Below are 26877 nucleotides of genomic sequence, written 5' to 3'. Positions count from 1 at the left end.
CTCCTATTTTACTAATTGTGTGAAGAATTCTTCAAGATTTTGACGAGCATAGTAAATCTCATCAACAGCGACATCTGCTAGAGTAAGTTCTTTGAGAATTCGTTTGACATCTTGTTCATGACTAAAAATATGAATCTCATTATCTGAATTAACAACTTTAAATTCAAGACGCACTTTGTCTTTTAAGATTTGACTAGCTTTTTCTTTTTCTATTGTTTTTAGGACGATATAGTCTTCATTGAGTGTCTCAAATTCGGTCTTACTGATTTCTCGAATGATTTTTCCTTGGTCCAGAATTCCAAAGCGATTGGCAACAAGATAAAGTTCTGACAAGATATGACTAGAGATGAGAATGGTCATTCCTTTCTCTTGATTCAGACGTTGAATCATTTGACGAAACTCTTTGATACCGATTGGGTCGAGACCATTGATGGGTTCATCAAGGATGAGAAAGTCTGGTTTTGATAGGAGAGCAATAGCAATGCCTAGACGTTGTTTCATCCCAAGAGAGAAATCTCGAAAAACTTTTCTACCTGTATCTGTTAACCCTACATACTTTAACGTTTCCTGAATGACTTGATCAGAATTTGGGATATGTCGAATAGTACAATAATATTTAAGATTTTGATAGGCCGTTAAATGATTATGAGCTACTGGAGATTCAATGACTGAACCTACTCGAGATAGGGCTTTTGTGCATTCCTTATAACTTTGACTGGAAAAGAGGGAAATAGTTCCATGGTCAGCAGATAATAATTGGGTAATGATTTTAATCAGAGTTGTTTTACCAGCACCATTTTTTCCGATAAGTCCATAGATATCTCCTTCTTTTACTGAGAGATTAAGATCTTGTAGAATAGGTTGTTTGCCAAATTGTTTGGACAAGCCATGGATTTCGAGGACTGTTTTCATAGTTTTCTCCTTTAACCTTTAATACTCAATGAAAATCAAAGAGCAAACTAGGAAGCGAGCCGCAGGCTGTACTTGAGTACGGCAAGGCGAAGCTGACGTGGTTTGAATTTGATTTTCGAAGAGTATAAGATGTTTTATTTTTATAACTCTAGTATAAAGCATAGATATCAAAGAATCGTCAAGCATTTCTAAAGTGTTTCTAAAGTTTTTAAATTTAAAAAAAATAAAAGCCCAGTTGGCTAGAAATGCTAGTTGACTGGGCTCATTTTCTACAAAATATATTTCTCAATGGCGCGTGCAACACCATCTTCTTCATTGCTAGCAGTTACGGCATCCGCGAGAGATTTGACATAGTCGCTAGCATTTCCCATGGCAATCCCAAGCCCTGCAAATTCTAACATCTCAATGTCGTTATTGGCATCACCCATTGCCATGATTTCAGAAGGTTTGATATCTAAAATCTCAGCCAAACGAGAAAGAGCAGAAGCTTTGGTTGTGCCAAGTGGCATGGCTTCGTAGATCACTGGTTGTGAACGAACTCCGCTAAATCTCTGACAAAGTTCATCAGCAAATCGTTGTTCAAAATCATCTGTTTGTTCTTTTGTACCTAAGAACATACCCTGGAACATGCGATATTTACCACTGGTAGCTTCCTCTAGTGAAATTTCAGTCAGGTCAGAAAAGACGAGTGTCGCATCGTATTTTACGATAGGATTTGGTTCGCCTCCGAGAACGAAGTAGTGTTCCTCGTCAAAGAGAGTCAATTGAACATCACTTTTTTCTGCAAGTTCATTCAGGTATTCAATGTCTGATTTGCTAAGTTCTCTCCAGTCAACAAGGTCCCAGTCACTAGTTTGGTGGGTAGAACAACCATTGTTGACGATGACGTATTCATTCTGCAAATCTAGTCCTAGTTTCTTATAGTAGGGAAGAACTCCAAAGAGAGGACGACCAGTACAAAGAACCAGTTTAACTCCTTTGTCGATAGCCTTATGAATGGCATCAATATGAGCCTGAGGGATTTCCTTGGCTTCGTTGAGTAGAGTTCCATCCATATCAAGAGCAAGTAATTTAATCATAGTATTTCCTTTTCGCGTATTTTGTCTATATTATAGCATATTTTGGATGAAATAAGGATTACTATGTCAATTTAGGACGTTTCAATTACAATTCATGATTTGAAGAAGCTTTTTGGCAAATATATGCTATACTAAACTTGCAATATACTGATAATGGATAAAAAAGCAGAGGACTTGGCATGAAAAAAAGAGTAGTACAGATTTTACTAGCCTTATTGGTAATCATTTATAGGAAGACATGGTTTTGGTGGATTTTTAATCACTTTACAGCTAGATTTGTAGATGCTAGTCGAGAATTTTTTCAAATTCTTGCTTTTTTAGAGTTTATCGTTATTCTTCTAGCTATGCTATATTTACTAGTATTCGAAGGTAGAAAAATGCTTGAGTTGAAGTGGAAATGGAGATATCTAGTTTATTTGCTTCTTGCTTATGGTGTCAATTATCTTTTAGATATTGCATTGTCCTTTTTAACCCCAGCAACGTCCAATCAAATCGCTTTAAATGAATTGACTGAGATGACAGGGCGACAAGAGTTACCTTATCTTTTACTTATTGTTTGTCTGCTAGGACCAATTACAGAAGAATTGGTATATCGAGGAGTTCTGATGAATACATTTTTGAAAGATTCACCTTGGTATGGAGATGTTTTACTATCAGCCTGTATCTTTGGCTATGTGCATGTCAGTTCAGGTTTAACACCACTCGCCTTTTTCACCTATGCAAGTGGAGGAACGATTTTAGCATTGCTCTACCGAAAAACTCACTCTCTCTATTATCCCATTTTACTCCATATCATGATTAACATTACAGCATTTTGGGAATTATGGGTAAATCTATTTTCAGGAAGCTAGTGCTTATCAATCAATGCCGGAAATTTTCGGTATTTTACTTTTTATCAGTAGTTTAAGAACTCTCTATTTATAGGATTAGCAGTCAAAAAATGGTATAATGAAAGGTAATGAAAAAACAGACGAGGCAGAGATGAAACTACTTTATACCGATATTCGGACTTCTTTGACAGAAATCCTAACCAAGGAGGCTCAAGGACTTGTTGCCCAAGGTAAACGAGTCTTTTATATCGCCCCGAACTCTCTTTCTTTTGAAAAGGAACGTGCCGTGCTGGAGTGCTTGAGTCAGCAGGCTTCTTTTGCGATCACAGTCACGCGCTTTGCTCAAATGGCTCGTTATCTGGTTTTAAACGATATACCCGCGAAGTCAAGTCTCGATGATATTGGTCTTGGTATGGCTTTTTATAAGTGTCTATCAGAGATAGAGGCTAAGGATTTGCGTGTTTATGGGGCTATTAAGCAAGATCCGCAATTCATCCAGCAATTGATTGAGATTTACCATGAAATGACAACTGCTAAGATGAGTTTTTTGGATTTAGAAAGTCTATCTGACGCTGATAAACGTTCTGATTTACTCTTGATTTTTGAAAAAGTAACAGCTTATCTGAATCAAGGTCAAGTTTCGCAAGGAAGTCAATTATCGTATCTGATTGATGCTATTGAAGAGAATAAAGTAAGTAGTGATTTTAGCCAGATTGCCCTAGTCATTGATGGTTTTACCCGATTTTCTGCAGAAGAAGAACACCTAGTGGATCTACTTTATCGTAAGGGTGTTGAAATTGTTATCGGGGCTTATGCGACTAAAAAAGCTTATACAAGTCCGTTTACTGAAGGGAACCTCTACCAAGCTAGTGTTGAGTTTCTACGCCATTTAGCTTTTAAATATCAGACCAAGGTAGAAAATGCATGTCAAGAACACGGAAATCTTGATGCCTTTGCTAAAGCCTCAAAACTACTCGAAAGTGCTTATGATTATTCTGAAATTAGCTTAGAAGTGGATGATAAGGATAGAGAAGATTTGCAAATTTGGTCCTGTCTAACCCAAAAAGATGAACTAGAGTTAGTTGCTCGTAGTATTCGCCAGAAATTGCACCAAGAGCCAGAACTTAGCTATAAGAATTTTCGTATCCTACTAGGAGATGTAGAGTCCTATAGTCTTTCCTTGCAGACAATCTTTAATCAATATCAGATTCCTTTTTATTTGGGCAAGAGTGAGTCTATGGCTCATCATCCTCTAACTCAATTCGTAGAATCCATCGGGCGTTTGAAACGATACAATTTCCGTCAAGAAGATTTGATTAATCTCTTACGCACTGGCTTGTATACTGACCTTAACCAAGAGGAAATTGATAGCTTTGAACAATATCTTCGTTATCTAGGTATTGATGGTCTTTCTAGTTTTAAACAAGAATTCACAAAAAATCATCATGGGAAATTTGATTTAGAAAAATTAAATAAGCTTCGTGTTCGTGTTCTAAATCCACTAGAAAGTTTATTATCTAGTCGTAAGCAAAAAGCTGAGAATCTTCTTTCAAAATGGAACAACTTTTTGAAAGATGCTCATTTGACCAAGCAGTTACAAACCTTATCTGCAACGATGGAAGCAGCAGAGCAAGAAAGACAAGAGGAGGTCTGGAAAGCATTTTGCCACATAATGGAGCAATTTGCTACCGTGTTTGAAGGTTCTCAGGTCACTTTGGATGATTTCTTGGCTCTTCTTCATTCAGGCATGAGCTTGTCCAATTATCGTACAATCCCAGCAACAGTAGATACTGTCTTAGTGCAGAATTATGATTTGATTGCACCCTTGACATCTGATTACATCTATGCACTTGGCTTAACTCAAGATCACTTGCCCAAAATTGCTCAAAATACCAGTTTGTTGAGCGATGAAGAAAGAGAATCCTTGAATCAAATGACTCAAGAAGGTTCTCAATTACTGATTGCAAGTCAAGAAAACCTCAAGAAGAATCGCTATACTATGCTTTCGTTGGTCAACTCTGCTAGGAAGCAATTAGTCTTATCAGCACCAAGTTTACTCAATGAAAATGAGAGTAAAGAGTCAGTTTATCTGAAAGAATTACAAGACTTTGGTTTTACCAAGATTGAAAAGAGAATTGACCGAAAAAACCTAACAAAGGATGATATCGGTTCTTATCACAGTCTTTTGTCTAGTCTGGTTGCCTATCATCAGCAAGGTGAGATGGAAACAAGTGAGCAAGACTTAACCTTTGTCAAAGTTTTAGCCCGTGTTATGGGTAAAAAGTTGGAGGGTAAAGGTCTGGATAATCCAGTTCTGCCTACAAGTCCACGAAGTAAGACTTTAGCAGCAGATACTTTAGATGCCTTGTATCCTCAAGGTCAGGATTTCTATCTATCAACTTCTGGATTAACAGAGTTTTATCGTAATGAATACAGCTATTACCTTCGATATGTCTTAGGCTTACAGGAAGAATTGCGTCTACGACCTGATGCACGAAGTCATGGAAATTTCTTGCATCGTATTTTTGAACGAGCTATGAAACTTCCTGTTGATACACCTTTTGATCGTCGTTTAGAACAAGCAATCTCTGAAACCAGTCAAGAGCGAGAATTTCAAGCCATTTATCAAGAAAGTTTGGAAGCCCAATTAATCAAGGAAGTTCTTTTGGATGTTGCTCGTGCAACTGGACACATTCTGCGTCACAATTCTGAAATTGAAACCATTCAGGAAGAGGCAGTATTTGGTGGTAAGGAACAAGCTTTTGTTCAGTTAGATAATGGCAGAAATGTCTATGTCCGTGGTAAAGTTGACCGTATAGATCGCTTAAAGACAAGTGAAGCTATTGGTGTTGTCGATTACAAATCTTCTCTAACTCAGTTTAAGTTTCCTCTCTTCTATAACGGCCTTAATTCACAATTACCAACCTATCTAGCTGCTCTTAAGAAAGAAGGAAATACCGATTTCTTTGGTGCTATGTATTTAGAGATGGCTGAGCCAGTTCAGTCCTTACAAACTGTTAAAACTCTTTCAAAGGCTTTAGCAGAAACGACTAAGAGTATGAAATATCAAGGGTTATTTCTCGAAAAAGAGATAAAAAACCTAGGAGAGTTTTACAATAAAAATAAGACTTATCAGTTGTCTGATGAGGAATTCCAGTTACTGCTGGACTATAACGCCCTTATTTATAAGAAAGCAGCAGAGAAGATTTTATCTGGTGAATTTGCGATCAATCCCTATACAGAAAACGGTAGAAGCATTGCACCTTATGTTCAACAATATCAAGCTATTACAGGTTTTGAAGCCAATTACCATCTGGGTCAGGCTAGATTATTAGATAAGGTCGCAAAGAGCAATGATAAGGAAACATGGTTTAATAAAATAAGAGAGGAGTTGGAGCGATGAAATTTTTATCCCAAGAAGAGATTGCAGCCTTGCAAGTAGCAGAAGCTCAGTCTAACAAGAAACCAAAGAAAACAGCTGAACAAATTCAAGCTATTTATAGCTCTGGTCAAAATATTTTGGTTTCAGCTTCAGCTGGTTCGGGAAAAACTTTTGTCATGGCTGAACGAATTCTTGATCAACTAGCGCGTGGTGTAGAAATTCGCCAACTCTTTATCTCAACCTTTACGGTAAAGGCAGCAACCGAGTTAAAAGAACGCTTGGAGAAGAAAATCAGCCAACAAATCCAAGAGACTCAAGATTTGGAGCTAAAAAAACATCTTGGAAGACAATTAGCTGATTTACCAAACGCTGCCATTGGAACTATGGACTCTTTTACTCAGAAGTTCCTGGCTAAACATGGTTATCTGATTGACCTCGCCCCAAATTTTCGGATTCTTGAGAATGAAAGTGAGCAACTTATCTTAAAAAACGAAGTGTTTCGTCAAGTTTTTGAAAGTCACTACCAAGGTAAAGAACAAGTCAAGTTTAGTCAGCTGGTCAAGAACTTTGCAGGTAAAAGCAAGGATGCACGTGGATTTCGTAAACAGGTCTACATGATTTATGACTTTTTGCAATCTACCAGCAATCCTCAGGCTTGGCTAGAAAATTCCTTTCTAAAAGGCTTTGAAAAGGCTGATTTTACAGTTGCTAAAGAAATCCTTGCAGAGGATATAAAAGAAAGACTTTGGGATTTAGAAAGCTTTTTCCGTTATCATCTGGATAATGATGCCAAGGAATTCGGTAAGGCGACTTACTTAGAGTCTGTTCAACAAGTACTTGATGAAATCGGAGCTTTAACCAATGAATCAACTTTTAATCAATATCAAGATGTTTTAGACCGAGTTGTTAGTATCTCTAAGGATAAGGGAGGTCGTGCTCTTACAAATGCTAGTCGTAAGGCCGAACTGCAAGACTTGAAAGAAACTTACAACCAAGAGAGAAAAGCAAAAATTGAAAAGTTGATTGCACTCAATGATCAAATAACTTTACTAAAATTCCAAGAAGATTATCATCAAGATTCCTGGGACTTGGCAAAGACTTTCCAAGTATTCATGAGGGATTTTGTTGATGCCTATCGACAACGAAAACGCGAAGAGAATGCCTTCGAATTTGCTGATATTAGCCACTATACCATTGAGATATTAGAAAACTTCCCTCATGTTCGACAAGAATATCAGGAACGCTTCCACGAAGTTATGGTCGATGAATATCAGGATACCAACCACATCCAGGAGAGAATGCTGGAACTCCTCTCAAACGGCCATAATCGTTTTATGGTAGGAGATATTAAGCAGTCTATTTATCGTTTTAGACAGGCCGACCCACAGATCTTCAACGAAAAATTTCATAGATTTGCTCAGGAAAGTGAAGAAGGTCAATTAATTCTACTTAAAGAAAATTTCCGTAGTAGTTCAGAGGTTCTAGATGCTACGAATGATGTCTTTAAACATCTCATGGACGAGGAAGTAGGAGAGATATCTTATGACGGTATGCATCAACTTGTTTTTGGAAATACTGATATTCAAATAAATCCTGAAAACAAGGCAGAAGTTCTCTTATATGATAAGGATGATAGCGATTCTGATGATGAGGAACTTGCAACCAACAAATTAACTGGTGAAATGCGCATGGTGCTTAAGGAGATACTGCATCTCCACAATGATAAAGGTGTCCCTTTCAAGGATATTGCACTCTTAACTGCCAGCAGAAGTCGCAATGATCAGGTTCTACTAGCATTGTCAGAATATGGTATTCCAGTCAAGACAGATGGCGCACAATCAAACTATTTGCAATCCCTAGAAGTGCAGGTTATGTTGGATACTCTTCGTGTTATCCACAACCCTCTTCAAGACTTTGCTTTAGTAGCTTTAATGAAGTCTCCGATGTTTGGCTTTGATGAGGATGAATTAGCTCGTCTAGCTCTCCAAAAATCCGAGGATAAGGTTCAAGAAAACTTTTATGAGAAACTAGTCAATGCTCAGAAGAAAATTGGTCTTCAAAAGGATTTAATCAAAGCTGAATTACAAAAGAAACTAAGCTTTTTCATGGAAACCGTCCAGGCTTGGCGCTTGTATTCTAAAACGCACTCACTTTATGATCTCATTTGGAAAATCTATAGCGACCGCTTTTACTATGACTATGTTGGTGCTTTGCCAAATGGTCAAGCTAGACAGGCAAATCTCTATGCCCTTGCTTTAAGAGCAGATCAGTTTGAAAAGAGTAATTTCAAGGGATTATCTCGCTTTATTGGAATGATTGACCAAGTCTTGGAAGCCCAGCATGATCTTGCCAATGTCGCTGTGGCACCACCTAAGGATGCTGTAGAACTTATGAGTATTCATAAAAGTAAGGGCCTTGAGTTTCCTTATGTCTTTATCCTTAACATTGATCAGCAATTCAACAAGCAAGATTCCATGTCTGAGGTCATCTTAAGTCGAAGAAATGGCCTTGGTCTCAAGTATGTTGCTAGAGTTGCTACAGATGCCAAAGAGGAATACGTTCCATCTACGATTAAATTATCTATCCCTAGCTTGACCTATACGCAAAACGAAGAAGAACTTCAGTTAGCGAGTTATTCTGAACTCATGCGTTTGCTTTATGTGGCTATGACGCGAGCTGAGAAAAAATTATATTTAGTTGGAAAAGGATCTCGTGAAAAATTAAAAGCAAAAGAATATCCGACAAATGGAAAAGGTCTTTTGACTCGAGAAACTAGACTAGATGCTAGTAATTTCCAAGATTGGATTTGGGCCATTTATCAAGCATTTTCTAAGGAGGATTTACACTTCACTGTGCGCTTTGAGGGTGAAGAATCTTTAACCAAAGAAGCTATCGGAGAATTGGAAAATAAAAGCCAGCTCCAAGACCAATCCCAAGCAGACAATCGACAGTCAGAAACCATCAAAGATGCGTTGGAAATGCTAAAAGAAGTGGAAGTCTATAACCAAATCCACCGTGCAGCAATCAATCTTCCAAGTGTACAAACCCCTAGTCAGCTTAAAAAATTCTATGAACCTGTCATGGATATGGAAGGTGTAGTAGTAGCTGGTCAAAGTCAACTAAAAGAAAGCACTGTTCAATTCAACCTTCCTGATTTCTCTAAAACTAAGAAAGTTACTGGTGCTGAAATTGGTAGTGCTACCCATGAACTCATGCAGAGAATTAATCTAGCTAAGAAACCCACTTTAGAGACTTTAACAGAGGCCTTGGAGCAAGTTCAAGTAAGCTCGGATGTCAAATCCAAAATCAATCTAGGAAAAATTTTATCCTTCTTTGATACAGCTCTCGGTCAAGAGATTCTTGCAAATCAAGATAAACTCTATCGAGAACAACCTTTCTCAATGTTAAAAAGAGACGAAAAAAGTCAAGAAAACTTTGTTGTCCGTGGAATCTTAGATGGTTATCTCCTCTACGATGATAAGATTGCTCTCTTTGACTACAAGACAGACCGTTATGAGCATGCTAGTCAGCTTATTGAACGTTATCGTGGTCAATTAGACCTCTATGCAGAGGCTCTATCTCGTTCATATCAGATAGAAACCGTTGAAAAATATTTGATTCTACTTGGTAAAGACCAAGTAGAAGTCGTTAAACTTTAAAAAGAAAGGAGACATCATGTCCATTCCTGTTAGAAAAAACTTATATGATGCAGTTTTAGAGGCCTCTAAAGCCGATACTTGGGAACAAGCTACCAAAGAATGGAGTGAAGTTTCCTTGATTTTTAATGGAATCGGTCGAAGCAATTGTGTCTGCGGTAATGCTATTAAGTATGCTTATGAACTTTTTAACGGAGTTACTGGCAAACGACTTTTTCCCATTGGGAGTGACTGTGTGCGTCATTTCCAAAGAATTAGCCTAGATCAACAGCTAGAAGAGGAAGAAAAACTTCTCAGAAAGCTTGAAAATCTAACCAGAAAGGCCCAGAAAAAAGAAGCCATTCGAGTTAATAAAACAGATTTTGATGAGCGACTAATCAACTGGCTATGGGAAAAGGGAGCTTTTAAGTCAAATCGAGGTAATCAATTTTCACCAGAAAAGGATTATCAACTCTTTTTGGAAGTTTTTCAAGGTGGAAGTTGGAGTAAGGCAGAGCCTTTGAAGAAAGCTCGTATGGAGGAAGTCCTTGAAAAATTTATCAAACCCTTTCTACTTGGAAAATCTGACGATCAGCTCTATCTTGTTAAACTAGGAAAAGAAAAAATTGACTATGAGCAGGAACTTCGCATCAAAGCTGAAAAGGAGCGAAAGAAGCGGGACAAGATTGCTAAACAATATGCGGATAACCTGGTTCTAGCAATGGGACCAGCTGAACGTGCCTATCAGGATTACTTTGGATTGAGCGAAACACTGACACTAGAGGAGCGCAAGTGGGAAAAAATTCTCTTTGGTAAAAATCGTGCAGAACGTTCTATCAAATCAAAACAGTACCAAAGAGAACTTGAAAAGGATCAACGTATTGCTAGTCAAGACCCTCTTGAAAGAAAACAAAAGCAAGTCTGGTTGCTTAACTCGTATTTTAAGGATATACCCGAAGAAAAAGCTCGCTTTTCCCGACTTCTAATCATGTATCGAAAAACTGGAGAAATTCCATTTTCAACTGACTATCTCTCTAACACTTTGTTTGACTTTTTCTACAAAATGAAGGCTTTTGAATTTGAAATAGCACCTGATCAGGTACGTGATTTTCTAAAGGAATGTTTAGATGCGGAGAATCTATCGTCCGCACAAAAATCTTGGATAGAAGGCATTTTAACCAACTGCATCAAACCTTTTTTAGAAAGAATGTTAGTATAGCAGTAGTTTTCGTCCTGCATGGAGAGACTTATTATTGTTAAAATTATGTCTCTAAATCATTTTACATAATTTTATTTATGTATAAAACAAAAATGTTTGTATCAACATTAAAAATTAGAAAGAAACTATGTCAAAAGAAATCGATATCGAATATTATCACCAACTAGCCTTGCAAAAACAAAAAGAGCATCGTAAGTTTTTAGGAAATCTAAAGAAGAAAGCTCCTAAAAATTTAGATAAAATTGCGCTTGAAATCCATCAAGAAGTTTTTAATGAAATTGATTGTACAGCCTGCGCTAACTGCTGCAAGAGTCTTGGTCCAGACTTCAAAGAAGCAGATATCACACGTATTGCCAAGTATTTTAAAATGAAATTGCCAGCCTTTGAAGCTGAGTTTTTGCAGGTAGACGAGGATGGAGATAAGGTTTTCAAATCTATGCCCTGTCCATTTTTAGGAGGGGATAATCTCTGTTCCATCTACGATGTCCGTCCCAAAGCCTGTCGTGAATTTCCACATACTGACCGTAAGAAGATTTACCAAATAAATAATCTAACTATTAAAAATACTCTAACCTGCCCCGCAGCCTATCTCTTTGTTGAAAGATTAAGAGAGAAAATAGAATAGAGGAGTATTAATTCGGTTTTTTTCTATACTTTAAGATTCAATATTGAATTATCTTTCTCTTTTTCTAAAAAAACATGTAATATTTCTTGATTTATTAACCAATCGTTTGCAAATTAAGCATCTACATTGTATAATATATGTGAAAATATTATCAATCTATCGGATTTTGCTTATGCATTATCCCCTTTCATATAAGGAGAAAAAGTGTATGAAAAAACTCACTAAATTTGGCATTATCACAATGTCTGTTTTTGCTCTAAATTTGGTTTCACAGTCAGTAGTTCAAGCTGATGAAAAATTAAGTGAAGTAGCAAACACTTCTGTGACATTAGGTACTACTAGTTCATCAGAGTCTGAAAACTCTTCTATAAGAGGTGACAAGTTGGTTGAGATATCAAACTCTAGCGATAGTTCAACAAAAGTAGAAGTAACAACTACTGAAAATTCAACTAGGCCTGTAGAAACTACAGAAGCATCTTCTCAGCATACTACCGAGACAGATACTTCTAAGCATAATAATATTATCGATGAGGGTGGTTACGTCAATGTTGAAGGACTTCCAGCACATTTTACTGAAGATGGTAAAAGTGTGGTCTACAATTACACTGTGGCCTTTAAGGGAATGCACTCAAGTGATCGCGGCCAAACAGTCCGTGATATTCGTATTCGTATTCCTAAAATTGCAGGTTCGAAGGCCGATTTCACTTTGATTGGAACACGTGATGCTAATGAAAATCCAGTATCTGTTAATGTTCCAATGAAAGAAATTACTAGAGATGAGATTATTGCAGATCCTAATCCTGAATCTAATTTAAACTCAAATTCATCAGTTATTCCAACTGCGGAAGAACTAGCAACTGGAAAGAAACCATCTATTGTTAATATGGAAGATGATGACTTAGGTGATGGAACTGTTAACGTATATGCTGTCAGTTCTAAAACACTTAGATCAATAGCTTTTCATATGTCAGTAACTGTACCTTTGGAAGAAGCTAAGAAGATTAAGTACTTACCAATTGATGTTAGATTTCAATGGAAATGTAGCCAAGAAGGTGGAATCAGCTCTTATGAAGAAGGTTGTCAACATTTAGAAGAATATTCTCTTTATCAACCGTATTATGCAAATAGTAAAGGAGAAGTGACTTATGGTGCTCTAGGTAATCCAAGTTTAGTTGATGACTCTTATGTGCAAAATAATCATTTAATTAAGTCGGTTGCAAATTCAAATACTTACATCACACCAAATAATGGTGATTGGACAACTATTCCACACGATACCAATATTAATCCTGAAACTTTCTTTAATTATGTTAAAATTTTTACTTTGAAATACAATCCTGATGTCAAATACTACGCTTCAGAATTTGAAGATATGGCTGACCAAGATGTTTCTACGCTTCATTATGGAGATGTAGTAGTAGATTATGTTATCAAGGGAACAAATCAATCTATTAAGGAAACATATAAAGACACACCATTGACTTCTATTTATGGATCTGATGGAAAGCTTATGACCTATAATACTGCTGAAAATACAGAAGAGCGTCCGTCTTCTATCACTGTAGATGGTCAAAAATACAATCTAGTTGGAATTTCTTCAACTTCTGCCCCAGAAACAGGTGAGCTAAAAGAAGGGACAACTCATGTTATCTATGAGTATGAGAAAGAACCAGCTCCAAAACCAGATCCAGAGCCAGCTCCAAAACCAAAATCAAATCCAGAGCCAGCTCCAAAACCAAATCCAGAACCAGCTCCAAAACCAAATCCAGAACCAGCTCCAAAACCTATTCAACAAGAAAAAGTTCAATCTTTGGAGCAAAAATCAGCTCGTGAAAAAGCTCAGTTACCAAATACAGGAACTTCTGAGTCACCATCAGCTATGAATCTTCTTGCTATTATAGCTGGAATCTTTGGTATTTCACTTTTCAAAAAAAGTAAAAAATCAGAGAGCTAAGTAGATAGTTTTATAAAAAGCCATCCAAATTGGATGGCTTTTTAGTGTAGCCTGTAGCCAACTATTTTTCTATAGTAAATCTCCATACAAAATAGGCTTTAATTTTTTAGATTTTTGTATATTTATTTTTATCTGAAAATTCAAACTAAATTTCTTATTAAGTGATAAGTCCTTTTTTAAAGCTTAAAGTTTTTTAAACTTTTTCTTAAAGAAAACTGATATAAGGTATTTTTAAGCGATATTCTGTATAGTTATACCATCATCAAAGAAAGAGGTATCGATATGAACTACATAGTCATTCCAGCTTATCAACCAGATAATAAACTTATCAAACTCATCGAAAAAATTCACGAAAAGAGTGATTTTCATATCTTAGTTATAGACGACGGCAGTTCATCAGAGTGCCAAAAAATCTTTGATAAAGCAAAACAATTTGCTACTGTCATTCGTCACCAAGTGAACCAAGGTAAAGGGCAGGCTCTAAAAACAGCCTTTACTTATATCCAAGAACAAAACATTTATGGTACGGTTGTCACAGCAGATGCGGATGGACAGCACAAGGTATGGGATATTTTTCGCACGGCTAATAAAGCTTCCGAAAATCCAAACAAGCTAATCTTGGGTGTACGTGCCTTTTCTGGAAAAGTTCCCCTTCGTAGCCGTTTTGGTAACAGCTTAACCAAAGCTCTCTTTAAGCTTCAAACAGGAGTAGGAGTAACAGATACGCAGACAGGTCTTCGTGCTTTTACGACAAACTTGATTCCTTTTATGTTAAAAATAGAAGGCCAACGTTATGAATATGAAATGAATATGTTGCTCGAAGCAACGAAAGAATACGAGATTCTAGAAGTGCCGATTGAAACTGTCTATATCAACGATAATGAGGCTTCACACTTCCGTCCAATCCAAGACGGGCTCATGATTTATAAAAATATCTTTAAATTTGCCTTATCATCTCTCAGTAGCTTTGTTGTAGACTATGTCGTTTACGCCCTAGCAATCTTGATTTTGCCGACAGTTCCGACGAGTCTACGAATCTTTCTAGCAAACGGAGTAGCTCGTGTGACTAGCTCTATTTTCAACTATTCTACAAATAAGAAACTAGTCTTTAAAAATGACGATAGCCTTGTGAAAACAGGGATGGGATACTTTGGTCTAGCAGTCGGACTCTTTATCTTAGACACGCTACTGATTCGTCTTTTCTTTACAGTCTTTGGTATCAACCTTCTGATTGCTAAAGTTATCGTCGGCATCCTTCTCTTCGCTGTTTCTTGGACAGTGCAGAAGAAATTCATCTTTAAGGAAAGGACATCAACTGTATTATGAAATTTTTAAAGAAACGTTATGCTTACGCCTCAGTTCTCGGCTTAGTCTTGACAGGATCCTTTAGTTATTCCATGCTAAAAACTTTTGTCCTTGCTGAGACTATCTCAACAGTCGCTACAACGAGCACAAGTTCTAATGCTACAGCAGCAAGTCAAGCTGCCAAGACAGCTAGCGTCACAGATTCCAGTTATAAAGATGACAATATTTCCATTAATTTGATTGAAACGACAGTCAATAACACGCAAGTCTACGTTGCAGATGTTACTATGAATTCATCAGATTATCTAAAAACAGCCTTTGCACAAAATGCCTATGGGACAAATGTAACTGCAAAAACCTCTGTAACCGCAGCTGACAACAATGCCATTTTAGCGGTAAATGGGGACTACTATGGTGCTAACTCTACAGGCTATGTTATCCGTAATGGTGTTGTTTATCGTGATACTATTCGTGAAGATTCTAGCAATGGTGACTTAGCTATTTATAAAGATGGTTCTTTCAAGATTATTTACGAAGACCAGATTTCAGCTGAGCAACTAGTCAATGATGGTGTCGTCAATCTCTTGGCTTTTGGACCAGCCTTGGTTGAAAATGGAGAAATTTCAGTAGGAACAAACCAAGAAGTAGGACAGGCCATGGCATCAAATCCTCGTACAGCTATTGGTATTATCGATGAAAACCACTATATTATTGTAGTTTCAGACGGACGTACATCAGAAAGTGAAGGACTCTCTCTTTATCAGCTAGCTGAGGTCATGAAATCTTATGGTGCAAAGACTGCCTATAACCTTGATGGCGGTGGATCATCTACACTTTATTTCAACGGTCAGGTTATCAATAAACCAACGACTGGTGGAAACAAAATTTCAGAAAGGGCGGTGAGTGACATTGTCTACATCGGTTACTAATCTTGGCAAAAAACGATTTAAAAAAACGGTCATTTCTTATACACTAATTACCATTTTCTTCTTTGCATTTTCTAGAATTTACGAAGCTTTTAGTTTTGGAGAAACTTCTGTTCATATGCACTATTTATTTGCAGTACCTCTTATTGGAGGAATTCTACTAGCAATCTTTCTCAAGGTTCTCCCTCATTTTTCTCGTATTAGTCTAAACCTATGGAATTCGGCAGTAGCGATTATTACAGCGGGTACACTTTTCCGCGGGATTGTCAATCTTTCAGGGCGTTCTACAACCTTGGATGCACCTTACTGGTATGTTGGGATCGGTGTTGCAATACTAGCAATCGTCACTATTTTCATCAATCCAAACCTTTGGAAGAATTCTGCTAAAGCAACTAAAACAAATCGCAAAGAAGTCTATAGTCAGGTATAATTTTATAAAAAAGTAGTCGTTCAGATGGTGTTCGACTACTTTTTATTGACTTTTATTTCTAAAATATTTTAAAAATATTACAAGTTCTTTTCTTCTGAAAGTTACTGCTTTTATATTTAACGGAATATTGTATAATATAGTGGATAATTACTGTTTTTTACACAATATATAGAAACATCAAATACAAAATCTAGGTATTTGTAAGGAGAAAAGAATGAAAAAAATATTGCTGGCAAGTACAGTTGCCCTCTCTATGGCAGGTTTTGCAAAAACGACCGTCTATGCCGAGGATTCTCAAGCTACCAATAATGTTCAATCATCAGAAAAGATTGCTACCAATACAGTAAGCAATGAGAAGAAAAATCAAAGCGAAGCTGAAAAAGCAACTTCTCAAACTCCAGAGACCAAAGAACAACCTTCAAAAGAAACAGTAGTAGAAGTAGTTAACAAAGAAGGTTGGCAAAAAGAAAATAACCAATGGCGTTATTATGAGGATAATCAACCAGTTTCAAATTGGAAAAAAATAGCTGGAGTCTGGTACTATTTTAATCAAGATGGCATTATGCTTAGTAATACTATTTTTAATGATTACCTATTGAATAATAGCGGTGCTTTGGCAGAATCTTCTTGGGTAAAAATTGACAACCAATGGTATTATGCCACTGAGGACGGGAAAGTTACTCGTAATAATTGGAAAAAGATAGCGGGTGTTTGGTATCGATTCGATGAAAATGGTATCATGATCAGCAATGCAGTTTACGATGATTATCTGTTCAAAGCAAGTGGTGTCTTAGCTGAAAATAGCTGGGTAAAAATTGGTGATAAATGGTACTACGGTAATCAAGAAGGAAAAATCAATCGTGACAAGTGGGCAAAGATTGATGGCCTATGGTATCGATTTGATGAATCTGGTGCCATGCTAAGTGCTACTATTTATAAAGACTATCTCCTCAAGACTAGTGGAGCTATGGCAGAAAATGCCTGGGCAAAACTCGAAGATAAGTGGTATTATGCTACAGCATCAGGAAAAATTATTCGCGACAAGTGGGAGAAAATCAGCGGTTCATGGTACTATTTTAATAAAGACGGTGTCATGTTAAGTAGCCAATGGAAAGAGAAATACTATCTAAAAGATAGTGGGGCCATGGCCAAAAGTGAATGGATTTTCGATGAAAAATTCAAGAGCTGGTTCTATCTCAAATCAGACGGTACCTATGCTGAAAATCAATGGGTAGGTTCTTACTATCTCAAATCTTTTGGTTATATGGCTAAAAATGAATGGATTTTCGATAAGGACTACAATGCTTGGTATTATCTAAAAGAAGACGGAGCTTATGTAACTGGTAACTTTACCATTAACGGGAAAGACTATACGTTCCAAAGCAATGGAAAATGGATTTCTGATACAGCAGCATACTATAAAGTAAAACCAATTACAGCAAATGTATATAGCGCTTCTGGTGAGAAACTCAGCTATATTTCGCAAGGAAGTATTGTAGCGATTGATGGTGCAGAAGCCAAAGACGGTCGACTTCCAGTAAAAATTTCAGGCCTTTCAGGATATATGAACAAGAGTGATCTAGTAGCGGTCAGCTCTGATAGTGACTTTATTCCTCACTATGCCACTGATGGTAACTATCTCTACCACGAATTGTCACCATACGCAAGTATCCGTGTAGCACCTCATAGTTCATCAATGGCGATTGGCAAAAAATACTATTCAGCTGATGGTATCAATTTTGAAAACTTTACAGTTGAAAATCCTTTCTTATTTAGAGATTTAAGAAAACCAACCAATTATACAGCTGAAGAATTAGATAAAGTCTATTCTCTTATGAATATCAAAGGAAGTCGTCTGGCAGGTAAGGGAGCAATCTTTAAAGAAGCTGAAGAACGCTATCAGATCAACGCTCTCTATCTAATCGCCCATAGTGCTATAGAAAGTTCATGGGGACGTAGCCAAATTGCTAAGGATAAAAACAACTTCTTTGGTATCGCTGCTTATGATACAACACCATATGATTCAGCTAAAAGATTTGACGATGTTGATAAGGGGATCTTGGGTGCAGCCAAGTGGATCCGCGAAAATTACATCGATAATGGCAGAACATACCTTGGAAATAAATCATCAGGTATGAATGTTCTTTATGCTTCAGATCCATACTGGGGAGAAAAAATTGCAAGCATCATGATGTCAATTAACAGCAAGCTAGGTGAAAAAGATTAAAAATCATTAAAATCGATAACAACTGCAAAGTGGTTATCGATTTTGCTTATCAAGAGAAACTTGAGAAATGAACTTTATGAAGCAGAATTTTGAACATATACATACAAGAGGGATAAATTTAAATCACATAGGGAGCAACGCATACGCTTATGATTATTTAGTAATTCCAGACATACTTGATAATCTCAAAGCCAATAATCAAATTATACTAGGTGGGGATGTTTTTTGCTACAAGAATGGCCAATTGAAACATACTTGTGATCATTGGTATTACGAGAAACAAGATCCAACCATTGATAGCAGTAAATCCATTATTCAAACAGAAAAATATATCAGCAACTATGTTAAAGATCATGGTGAACACTATTATTTTTCAATTGTTTTAGACAATGAGGAATTTAATTTGTGACTGATTGACTTAGAAAACATTTTACAATCGGCATTGAATCAAGCGTCAAATATGAGAAATCATGTTATAATAAAAGATAGTGATTTATTTTTAGAAAAAGGATATCTATTTAATTTTTAAATATGAAAAAATAGATACAAATCCAATAAAAGAAAGGAATTTTACAGAATGGCAACTATTCAATGGTTTCCTGGACATATGTCCAAGGCGCGTCGTCAGGTCCAGGAAAATTTAAAATTTGTTGATTTTGTGACAGTTTTAGTAGATGCACGTTTGCCCTTGTCTAGCCAAAATCCAATGCTGACTAAAATCATTGGGGACAAACCAAGGCTATTGATTCTAAACAAGGCAGACCTAGCGGACCCAGTATTAACAAAAGAATGGCGTCAGCACTTTGAATCACAAGGCATTCAGACACTTGCTATCAACTCTAAAGAGCAAATTACAGTTAAAGTCGTGACCGATGCTGCTAAGAAACTTATGGCAGATAAGATTGCTCGTCAAAGAGAACGTGGTATTCAAATTGAAACCTTGCGCACCATGATAATCGGAATTCCAAACGCTGGTAAATCGACTCTGATGAACCGTTTGGCTGGTAAGAAAATTGCTGTAGTTGGTAACAAGCCTGGTGTGACAAAAGGTCAACAATGGCTCAAAACAAATAAGGATCTTGAAATCTTGGATACTCCAGGGATTCTTTGGCCAAAATTCGAAGATGAAACGGTCGCTCTTAAACTTGCCCTTACTGGAGCAATCAAGGATCAGTTGCTTCCAATGGATGAAGTGACTATTTTCGGTCTCAACTACTTTAAAACACATTATCCCGATAAGCTTCAAGAACGTTTTAAACAAATGAATCTGGATGATGAAGCTCCTGAAATTATTATGGATATGACTCGTATACTTGGTTTCCGTGATGATTATGATCGTTTTTACAATCTCTTTGTTAAAGAAGTTCGTGATGGAAAACTTGGTAATTACACATTAGATACATTGGAAGAATTCAATGGCAACGATTAAAGAAATAAAAGAAGCATTAGCAAAGATAACTGATCTTGAAAGTCCCTTGTTCAAGGAATTTGAAAAAGATTCTCGTTCAGGTGTCCAAAAAGAAATTCAAAAGCGGAAAAAAGCCCTTCAAGCTGACATTGATGAAAATCTCCGCTTAGAAGCTATGCTTAGCTATGAAAAAGAGCTTTACGAGAATGGAATAAGCTTCATTGCTGGAGTTGATGAAGTTGGTCGCGGTCCCTTAGCTGGCCCTGTTGTTGCTGCAGCAGTCATTCTGCCAAAAAATTGTAAAATTAAAGGCTTGAATGACAGTAAAAAGATTCCAAAGAAAAAACATGAAGAGATCTTTCAAGCCGTTAAGGACAATGCTTTAGCGATTGCTATTGGGATTATGGACAATCAAGTCATTGACCAAGTCAATATTTATGAAGCAACTAAACTAGCCATGAAAGAAGCTATTTATCAGCTTGAGCCTCAACCAGAGCACCTTTTGATTGATGCTATGAAGTTGGATTTGCCGATTTCTCAGACATCCATCATAAAAGGGGATGCCAACTCCTTATCTATTGCAGCAGCATCTATCATTGCTAAGGTTACAAGAGATAAGATCATGGCTAACTATGACGAAGAATTTCCAGGCTATGATTTTGCTCAAAATGCTGGCTATGGAACTGCTAAGCATCTAGAAGGAATTGAAAAGCATGGTGTCACACCTATTCATCGCACCAGTTTTGAACCGATTAAAACGATCGTTTCAGAAACTAGTAAAAGATAATTAAAGGAGAGAATTATGGAGGAACAGAAGGAAATACTTAGTTCCAAGAAAGAATTTGCCTTCGCGTCCAGTACGATCTTAGCTCAAGTAGGGCGAGGTATTATTGTTGGATTAGTCGTAGGACTTATTGTAGGATCATTTCGATTTTTGATCGAAAAAGGCTTTCATATCGTTCAAGGATTTTATCAAGACCAAGAGAATCTGATACGGAATCTATTGATTATTTTATTGTTTTATATGCTAATTTGCTTAGTTAGTGCAAAATTAACACGCTCAGAAAAAGATATTAAAGGATCAGGTATTCCTCAAGTTGAAGCGGAGTTAAAAGGTCTCATGTCTCTCAATTGGTGGAGTATCCTCTGGAAGAAATACATTCTAGGTATCTTGGCCATTGCGAGTGGGCTCATGCTCGGTCGTGAAGGTCCCAGTATTCAGCTAGGTGCCGCTGGAGGGAAAGGAATTGCTAAATGGCTCAAGTCTAGCCCTGTTGAGGAGCGTTCCTTGATTGCTAGCGGAGCTGCTGCTGGACTTGCTGCAGCCTTTAATGCACCGATTGCAGGACTCCTATTTGTAGTAGAAGAAGTCTACCATCATTTTTCACGATTTTTCTGGGTTTCTACCTTGGCTGCTAGTCTAGTAGCAAACTTTGTTTCCCTTCTCATCTTTGGCTTAACACCTGTACTTGATATGCCGGACAATATCCCTCTCATGAACTTGAGCCAATATTGGATTTATCTGGTGATGGGAATTTTTCTAGGACTCTCAGGTTTTCTCTATGAAAAAGCCGTTCTGAATGTCGGAAAAGTATATGATTGGATTGGGAAAAAGGTTCACATTGACAAAGCTTATCATCCAATTTTTGCTTTTATCCTGATTATTCCTGTGGGAATATTCCTACCTCAAATACTTGGTGGGGGCAATCAGGTTGTCTTATCCTTAACAGAACAAGATCATAGTTTCCAAATTCTCTTAGTTTACTTCATCATTCGTTTTATCTGGAGTATGATTAGTTACGGAAGTGGACTACCAGGTGGTATTTTCTTACCTATTTTAGCTTTAGGTTCTTTACTTGGTGCCCTAGTAGGCGTTATTTGTGTCAATCTTGGACTTATTAGTCAGCAGCAATTTCCTATTTTTGTAATTCTTGGAATGAGTGGCTACTTTGGGGCTATCTCAAAAGCACCTTTGACAGCTATGATTCTTGTAACTGAAATGGTTGGTGACATCCGAAATCTCATGCCTTTAGGGATGGTGACCCTACTTGCCTACATCGTCATGGATTTGCTAAAAGGAGCGCCTGTCTATGAAGCCATGTTGGAGAAAATGCTACCTGAATCAGCAACTGATGATGGAGAAGTTACACTGATAGAAATCCCGGTTTCAGACAAAATAGCTGGTAAACAAGTACACGAACTCAATTTACCTCATAATGTCCTCATCACAACCCAAGTACATAATGGTAAAAGTAAGACAGTTAATGGTTCTACAAGAATGTATCTAGGTGATATGATTCATCTCGTGATTCCAAGAAGTGAAATTGGAAAAGTAAAAGATTTGCTTTTATAAGTAGTATTAATTTACATAATTTATGTTATGTTGTGTCAGATAATGATTTAAGAAAAAGATTTTTCAGATTTATTTGATCGACAGATTCTTATAGATGAAAACAATATAAAAACAAAAACTCGGTCTCTAAATGATGAGATCGAGTTTTTATAATATATTCGAATAGACTGAAGAAGATTAGAAATTTTAAAACTATAAGTTCAATGAAGCAATGAATTACCAAATTTTAAGCGATTTTTCCAAAATTAAAAGTTTATGTACAATTGACTTAACGTGAGTTAAACTATTGATACAACTGAATTAGAAGCATAAAGTACATTCTTTAAGGAGTGTACTTTATTTTTATTTTGTACATTATTTTGAAGTGTTATTTTGTATATTTTCTAGTTCATAACATCATCTGATTTAAGGAATTGATTTGTACATTTTTACTTTAATAGATGCAGAAGAAGTAGTGGTTCAATTGTACATTTTTTGCTACTCATTTAAGGTTTTATTGATAGTAAGATATAGATTTTTACTCGTGGTGCTAGTTAATCTCAAAGTATCTCAGATTATAAGTCAGTACAATTTGCTCCATTCTCAACTGCAATCCTGTTAAGCCTCTAGCTAGTGTTTGTTCGACATCAAAAAAAGCACAAAGTTCTGAAAATCGGGTTTCAATAGTCCGTCTCATAGCCATTAGTTTCCAATGATTATGTTGTTTAGCTCTTGCCATATTTTGACGTAAAGGCGTCCAAAGATGGTAACCTTTCTGTTTCAACTGTTCTCTGAGTTCATAGCTAAGATAAGCTAAATCAGCTAAAACATAGGGTTGAGAACAATTTTCTAGTAAGTCATCAACTGCCCTAATATAATGTACTGAGGCAGGAGTTACAACATAATTCAGAATATAGCCTGATAGGGTGACCAGCATATGTACTTTGAATCCATAGACCCAAAGGTGCTTAGAGGAATTGTAACCAATGTCGGCTAGTTCATTAAAAACATGTGCTCTATGGTTACGGACTGGTTGACAAAGTGATAAGGGGAAACTATCTAAGATGACAATGTTATTGGGAGAAATTTGAGTATTTATGGCTTGCCGAATAATTTGGACTAACCAAATCAACTGCCTTGACCGTCGATTAAACCGACTTCTTTCAAGGAGACACCCACAAGGATTCTTGTTTAGAAGCACCGAATCAATCAAGAAGGAGCATCCTGAGGTTCCGGCATTTGAAGAATATGATGAGCTGCTTGCAGAAATTAAAAAATCCCTATAATAAGGCATGAGATGACCTTCAAAGTCAGACTTTTATCCCAGTGTTTTTCGCTGGGATTTTTTAATTGCTATAATACCTTGTGCAAAATAGTCGTATATATTAAAATCAGAGTCACGTTACCTACTATTAGGCCGAAAGTCGCAAGTATTGTCTTTGATGTACCTGGCTTAAAATCTGCGCTAATTGAATATGGCCAAAAGCATATCATTGGGAAAACGGCTATTAACACGCATAGATAGGTAGGAAAGTTTGTCCAAAGAAAGCGTGCCGTCTCTAACCAGTGCCCCCATGAAGGTATCATTATTTTGCTTATAGTGAAAAGTATGCATATAAGGTGGACCATCAGAAGATAAATAGCATACTTTGTCTTGCTCAGTACTTTTTTCTTTTTCATTTTATCTAACTATCCTTGCTAATTATTCTCTCGTTCACCTGCAATATGAACTTTAAAACTAAAATTAACTAAATTATTATTCGAATCAATGTCCAAATTCATAAAGTATTGATTCCAAAAGAATTCATTGTTACCTGTTCCCCACTGCACACCGTAATGTCCCAAATATTCACCTCTCGGATTGCTTGGAGTCAGCCATATTTTTTTACCAAATACTTCCTTAAACTTATTTTCATCAAGCTTCTCTAGCAAATCTATACCATCTATATTATATGAAATTCCATATTTTTTAGCAGCAGCTGTGCATTCAGAATCGAAGCAAACCTGCGTAACTACACAGTCCTTCAGTTCCTCATACCTCTTTTTATGCCCGTAAACACCTATGCAGCCAACTACTACATTCTTCTTTACAAGAAGATAAGTCGATCGTGTGACTGCAGAGTCATATGACTTAAATCCGCTTGGCACTGTTACACCGGAACCTTGGTATTTAGTATAGCTTCCCGATGTCAAAAGCTCATCATACTCGGAGTAGTCCTGTTTACTATTTGATACATATATATCATACCCCTTATCCATCAAATCCGACACCTTCGTCTCAGATAACTTTATCTCCGTATTACTAATCATCAAAGCTGGCGCCTTGTCAGGTAAACCTATCAGTATGTATGCGAACATCAAAAATACAAATACCATAAGTACTGCAACAATGTATATCCATGATTTTCCCGTTCTCTTACGCGCATTGAAGTAGGCCATAATCGATGACGTTACAATCGCAGAACCAATTGGAGCTGCACCGTGTCTAAACTTGCTCATTATAAATAAAGCAACCGCAAGACTGATTAGGATCATCGAGATATAAAAGATGTTCTCTTTCAAACTCAGCTTGCCGGTTCTGGTTTGCTCATTCGCAGGCGCATCGTACACAGGTACACCATTCACATCGTTTCTCTTCAAATATGAGCGCAAGCCAAGAACTATGCCTATGAATAATAGTGCTAAGAAAACCAGCAACCCAATAAAAACTAATCTTTCCATCTAAAACCTTTTCTTTGAATAAGTTCTTATCTTTCAAATACATCCACAGTATAACACAAATTTAAATTGTTTTCTATGAAGCAATTATTCATAATGTATACAAGCTTTTCAGATTTATTTTTTCTTTACACCTCTTTATTCAAGTAAAAGAAAGAATGGCATACAAAAAACGAAATAAAAGGGCATGTTCCATTTGCAAAGGCTACAGAAGAAAGCAAGAACACTTTGTACAGTTTAAAAAGATATAGATAAATAAAAACACTTTAAATAAAAAGTGTTTATTTCTATATAAAATGTACATTTGAAAAAATTTTAGTTTTCACTTAAATAAAGTACATTTTACAGATGATGAGCAGCTTTAAAAATTTCCAGTGTTCAATTAAATAAAGTACAAAATTGAATATAATTGGCTTACAATTTTTTTTGGTTATCATATTTTACTAAGACAATCCTATATATCTCCTACGACATCTTTCCGAAAAACTATAATTTTCTTGAAAAATATATCTGGCTATGCTATACTACTAGTATAGAAAGATTTGGAGAAAAACATGAAACGCGAGATCTTATTAGAACGGATTGATAAACTCAAACAAGTTATGCCCTGGTATGTTCTTGAATACTATCAGTCTAAACTGGCCGTTCCTTATAGTTTTACGACCTTGTACGAATACTTAAAGGAATATGATCGATTTTTCACCTGGGTCTTGGAATCTGGTATATCGAACGCTGATACCATGGCAAATATTCCTTTGGATGTTCTGGAGAACATGACCAAGAAAGACATGGAATCTTTTATTCTTTACTTACGTGAACGTCCTCTGCTCAATGCTAATACGACAAAAAACGGGGTTTCCCAAACAACCATTAACCGTACCCTTTCTGCATTATCTAGTCTCTATAAGTATTTGACCGAGGAAGTTGAAAATGAGCAAGGTGAACCTTATTTCTATCGCAATGTTATGAAGAAGGTTGCTACTAAGAAAAAGAAAGAAACCTTGGCGGCCAGAGCTGAAAATATCAAACAAAAGCTCTTTTTAGGGGATGAAACGGAAGGTTTTCTTAACTACATCGACCAGGAGTACCCGCAAACACTCTCAAATCGCGCCTTATCTTCCTTTAATAAGAATAAAGAGCGAGATTTAGCCATTATAGCACTCCTTCTCGCCTCTGGTGTCCGTCTCTCTGAAGCAGTTAACCTAGATCTTCGTGACCTCAATCTTAAGATGATGGTCATTGACGTCACTCGAAAAGGTGGAAAACGAGACTCGGTTAATGTTGCTGCCTTTGCTAAGCCTTATCTTGAGCAATATCTTGCTATCCGAGACAAACGTTACAAGACAGAAAAGACTGATACAGCCCTCTTTCTAACTTTGTATCGAGGTGTTCCAAACCGGATTGATGCTTCAAGTGTTGAAAAAATGGTCGCTAAGTATTCAGAAGACTTCAAAGTCCGCGTGACGCCCCACAAACTACGCCACACTCTTGCAACTCGTCTCTATGATGCGACCAAATCACAGGTTCTGGTCAGTCACCAGCTAGGACATGCTAGCACACAAGTTACCGACTTGTATACCCATATTGTCAATGATGAGCAAAAGAATGCCTTGGATAGTCTGTGAAATACATAATATAAATTATGTAGAATGTTATCGTAAAAAAGAAGCTGGATAAGTAATCAAGTCACCCAGCAGTTCAAATTAGCAAAAGCCTATAACCTTAAAAAATCACAGAACCGTGATTTTTATTTTGACTCACCCCAAAAATGCGGAACTCATTCTCCTTCATATTTTCTTCTGAAATCTTCCGCAATTGTATCCTGAACAAGGCGTTTTATTTGACGAAGATTATTTTCTTCTGAGAATCTCATAATTTTTTCCGTTAGTTCGTCA

Annotated in this window: 18 protein-coding genes and 1 pseudogene; 15 read left to right on the top strand and 4 right to left on the bottom strand. The window is 36.7% G+C overall.

Annotated features, from left to right (window positions below; all coding sequences use genetic code 11):
* Positions 1–3 precede the first annotated feature (3 nt).
* Together PCY08_RS05140 and PCY08_RS05135 are read right to left on the bottom strand one after the other, a co-directional pair.
* Positions 4–912 (bottom strand): ATP-binding cassette domain-containing protein, encoded by a 909-nt coding sequence (locus PCY08_RS05140; RefSeq protein WP_301559655.1) that lies wholly within the window; start codon positions 910–912, stop codon positions 4–6.
* A gap of 269 nt (positions 913–1181) precedes the next feature.
* A complete protein-coding gene (locus PCY08_RS05135; RefSeq protein ID WP_301559654.1) occupies positions 1182–1991 on the bottom strand; it encodes a Cof-type HAD-IIB family hydrolase in 810 nt (269 codons plus the stop codon).
* Positions 1992–2170: 179 nt separating this feature from the next.
* On the opposite strand from PCY08_RS05135, the gene PCY08_RS05130 reads away from it, so the two are divergent.
* From PCY08_RS05130 to PCY08_RS05065, 14 genes are all read left to right on the top strand, one after another.
* Positions 2171–2842 carry a CPBP family intramembrane glutamic endopeptidase gene (locus PCY08_RS05130; protein WP_301559653.1) on the top strand — a complete coding sequence of 224 codons (672 nt, stop codon included), beginning with the start codon at positions 2171–2173 and terminating at the stop codon, positions 2840–2842.
* 130 nt (positions 2843–2972) lie between these two features.
* Positions 2973–6224: an ATP-dependent nuclease subunit B gene (gene rexB, locus PCY08_RS05125; RefSeq protein WP_301559652.1), complete on the top strand. Its 3252-nt coding sequence runs from the start codon at positions 2973–2975 to the stop codon at positions 6222–6224.
* Positions 6221–9862, top strand: coding sequence for a helicase-exonuclease AddAB subunit AddA (gene addA / locus PCY08_RS05120; protein WP_301559651.1), 3642 nt, complete (start codon positions 6221–6223; stop codon positions 9860–9862). Before rexB ends, addA begins: the two co-directional genes overlap by 4 nt.
* 16 nt (positions 9863–9878) lie before the next feature.
* Positions 9879–11057, top strand: a complete 1179-nt coding sequence (locus PCY08_RS05115) for a hypothetical protein (protein WP_301559650.1) — start codon at positions 9879–9881, stop codon at positions 11055–11057.
* Positions 11058–11184: 127 nt separating this feature from the next.
* Entirely contained in the window at positions 11185–11682 is a 498-nt protein-coding gene (locus tag PCY08_RS05110) for a YkgJ family cysteine cluster protein (protein WP_301559649.1), read from the top strand.
* Between the two features lie 208 nt (positions 11683–11890).
* The gene (locus PCY08_RS05105; protein ID WP_301559648.1) at positions 11891–13636 is read left to right on the top strand and encodes an LPXTG cell wall anchor domain-containing protein; all 1746 of its coding nucleotides are present in this window, start codon (positions 11891–11893) and stop codon (positions 13634–13636) included.
* 282 nt (positions 13637–13918) lie between these two features.
* Positions 13919–14962 carry a bifunctional glycosyltransferase family 2/GtrA family protein gene (locus tag PCY08_RS05100; protein WP_045763879.1) on the top strand — a complete coding sequence of 348 codons (1044 nt, stop codon included), beginning with the start codon at positions 13919–13921 and terminating at the stop codon, positions 14960–14962.
* The gene (locus tag PCY08_RS05095) at positions 14959–15870 is read left to right on the top strand and encodes a phosphodiester glycosidase family protein (RefSeq protein ID WP_070460418.1); all 912 of its coding nucleotides are present in this window, start codon (positions 14959–14961) and stop codon (positions 15868–15870) included. The genes PCY08_RS05100 and PCY08_RS05095 overlap by 4 nt, the downstream gene beginning before the upstream one ends.
* Positions 15851–16297 carry a hypothetical protein gene (locus tag PCY08_RS05090; RefSeq protein WP_301559647.1) on the top strand — a complete coding sequence of 149 codons (447 nt, stop codon included), beginning with the start codon at positions 15851–15853 and terminating at the stop codon, positions 16295–16297. The genes PCY08_RS05095 and PCY08_RS05090 overlap by 20 nt, the downstream gene beginning before the upstream one ends.
* A gap of 214 nt (positions 16298–16511) precedes the next feature.
* Positions 16512–18524 (top strand): glucosaminidase domain-containing protein, encoded by a 2013-nt coding sequence (locus PCY08_RS05085; RefSeq protein WP_301559646.1) that lies wholly within the window; start codon positions 16512–16514, stop codon positions 18522–18524.
* 76 nt (positions 18525–18600) lie between these two features.
* Entirely contained in the window at positions 18601–18933 is a 333-nt protein-coding gene (imm40, locus tag PCY08_RS05080) for an Imm40 family immunity protein (RefSeq protein WP_301559645.1), read from the top strand.
* Between the two features lie 168 nt (positions 18934–19101).
* Positions 19102–19953 carry a ribosome biogenesis GTPase YlqF gene (gene ylqF, locus PCY08_RS05075; RefSeq protein WP_301559644.1) on the top strand — a complete coding sequence of 284 codons (852 nt, stop codon included), beginning with the start codon at positions 19102–19104 and terminating at the stop codon, positions 19951–19953.
* Positions 19940–20719, top strand: a complete 780-nt coding sequence (locus PCY08_RS05070; RefSeq protein WP_301559643.1) for a ribonuclease HII — start codon at positions 19940–19942, stop codon at positions 20717–20719. The genes ylqF and PCY08_RS05070 overlap by 14 nt, the downstream gene beginning before the upstream one ends.
* Positions 20720–20734: 15 nt before the next feature.
* Complete coding sequence (locus tag PCY08_RS05065; protein WP_301559642.1) at positions 20735–22285, top strand: ClC family H(+)/Cl(-) exchange transporter; 1551 nt, start codon at positions 20735–20737, stop codon at positions 22283–22285.
* A 529-nt stretch (positions 22286–22814) separates the two neighbouring features.
* On the opposite strand, the pseudogene PCY08_RS05060 reads toward PCY08_RS05065, so the two are convergent.
* A pseudogene (locus PCY08_RS05060) lies at positions 22815–23447 on the bottom strand (IS982 family transposase); the annotation flags it as partial.
* 515 nt (positions 23448–23962) lie between these two features.
* The gene (locus PCY08_RS05055; protein WP_301559641.1) at positions 23963–24985 is read right to left on the bottom strand and encodes a hypothetical protein; all 1023 of its coding nucleotides are present in this window, start codon (positions 24983–24985) and stop codon (positions 23963–23965) included.
* Positions 24986–25536: 551 nt separating this feature from the next.
* On the opposite strand from PCY08_RS05055, the gene xerS reads away from it, so the two are divergent.
* Positions 25537–26607, top strand: a complete 1071-nt coding sequence (gene xerS / locus PCY08_RS05050; RefSeq protein ID WP_301559640.1) for a tyrosine recombinase XerS — start codon at positions 25537–25539, stop codon at positions 26605–26607.
* Positions 26608–26877 lie beyond the last annotated feature (270 nt).

The sequence above is a fragment of the Streptococcus sp. SO4 genome (assembly GCF_030440055.1).
In the GTDB taxonomy this organism is placed as follows: domain Bacteria; phylum Bacillota; class Bacilli; order Lactobacillales; family Streptococcaceae; genus Streptococcus; species Streptococcus nidrosiense.
Note: the sequence above shows the minus strand (reverse complement) of the source record. Positions and strands in the feature narration are given on the sequence as shown.